At 79.0% G+C, this 1,741-nt stretch carries 1 protein-coding gene and 1 pseudogene; both read left to right on the plus strand.

The window, feature by feature from the left end; translation table 11 throughout:
* Positions 1 to 2 precede the first annotated feature (2 nt).
* Positions 3 to 865: pseudogene (locus AOK18_RS34950) on the plus strand (MerR family transcriptional regulator).
* Positions 866 to 1,324: 459 nt separating this feature from the next.
* Positions 1,325 to 1,741: FAD-dependent oxidoreductase (locus AOK18_RS28885; protein WP_157865278.1), on the plus strand; the 417-nt coding region annotated here is incomplete at its 3' end.

The raw sequence follows: 1,741 nt of genomic DNA on the forward strand, positions 1-1,741 counted from the left end.
AGGTGGCGAGGCGCCTGGGGGTGGCACCCACCACCGTGCGGACGTGGGACCGCCGTTACGGTCTCGGCCCCACCGCGCACACCGGTGGCCGGCACCGCCGCTGGACCGACGAGGACGTGGCCCGGCTGGAGCGGATGTGCGCGCTGACGGCGACCGGACTGGCGCCCGCCGAGGCCGCCCGGCTGGCGCTCGACGGGGTCACGCCGGACGCGCCGGTCTCCGGCTGGGCGACGCGCGCCAGGAGTGCAGGGGGGTCGCCCGCGCGGCCCTGCGCCTGGACGCCGCCGCCCTCGACGAACTGCTGCGGACGGCGATGGAGGAACACGGCCTGATCACCGCCTGGACCGAGGTGATCGTGCCGACGCTGCAGGCGGTCGGCCGCAAGTGGGAGAGCTCGGGCGAGCGGTACGTCGAGGTCGAGCACTTCCTGTCCTGGCACGTCTCCGGCGCGCTGCGACGCCACGCCCCGCCCGTGGCCGCCGACCGGCCCGGCGCGACCACGGTGCTCGCCTGCGTGCCCGCGGAGAACCACACGCTGCCCCTGGAGGTCCTGGCCGCCGCACTGGCCGAACGGGGCCTCCCGGTACGGATGTTCGGCGGCGCGCTGCCCGTCGAGTCGCTCGTGGCCGCCGTCCGCAGGACCGGGCCGGTCGCGGTGGGACTGTGGGCGCAGTCGCGGACCACCGCGAGCAGGCCCCTGGCCCAGCACGTGGCCGCGATGGAGTGGGGGGTGCGCGGCGCGCGCAGGAAGCCGGTCGTCCTGACGCTCGGACCCGGCTGGGCCGGGCAGACCGTGCCGGGACTGCCGCGTCCGCCGGGACTCGCGGAGGCGGTCGCGGTGGTGGAGTCGGTCGCGCTCAGGTGATCCGGCGGACTCCGCGGGTGCCGGGTCGTGGTGGCGCCTGGCCTCACCGGACGGAACGTGCTCGGGTGGACGGGGCACGCCGTCGGCCCCGGCACCGCCGGCGACACCCCGCCGGGACGGTGTGCGGCGGCCCGGCGCGGACGACGCCGGTCCGCCCGGTTCCGGCGCATCCGCCGGCGGCCGGGCCACGGAAACGACAGCGCGGACGGCGAGCGGCCGATCCGCCCCTGCGACCGGGAGTGAAGACGTGGACATCGACGGCACGCGCGTGCCGGTGGCCGGCCCCACCGGCGTCACCGGCGGCGCCCCCACCGCGCGGCCGGCCGGCCGCGGAGCCCGCCCGGCGCCCGCCGGCGGCGGCCCGCGCCGACGCGCCGCCGTCACCGATACGACGGCGGCGGGCGCCGGGCCGCCCCGCCCCGCCCCGGGCGGTGCTCCCGCCGCCGGACAGCACGCCCGGTGAGCCGCCGCGGCGACGCCCCCGACGAGGTGTCCGACGTCGTCGTCGTCGGCGGCGGCGCGTCCGGCCTCAGCCTCGCCCGGCACCTGGCGGAGGACCCCTCCACCACCGTGACCCTGGTGGAACCGCCGGACGGTCCGCGACGCCCGCCCGAACGGACCTGGTGCTACTGGGACGAGGGCACCGGCGACCTCGACGAAGCGGTCGCGGCCTCCTGGTCCCGGCTGCGGATCCACGGCGCCGACGGCGAGCGGATCACCGTGGACCCGTCCCCGCTGCGCTACCGCATGCTCCGCTCCACGGCGTTCGAGCGGCTGGTGCACTCCCGCCTGGACGGCTCGCCCGGTGCCCGCGTCCTGCGCGCGACGGCGGACACGGTGCGCGACACGGCCGGCGGCGCGGAGGACGCGGGCACC

The sequence above is a fragment of the Streptomyces prasinopilosus genome (genome assembly GCF_001419695.1).
Taxonomy (GTDB): domain Bacteria; phylum Actinomycetota; class Actinomycetes; order Streptomycetales; family Streptomycetaceae; genus Streptomyces; species Streptomyces prasinopilosus.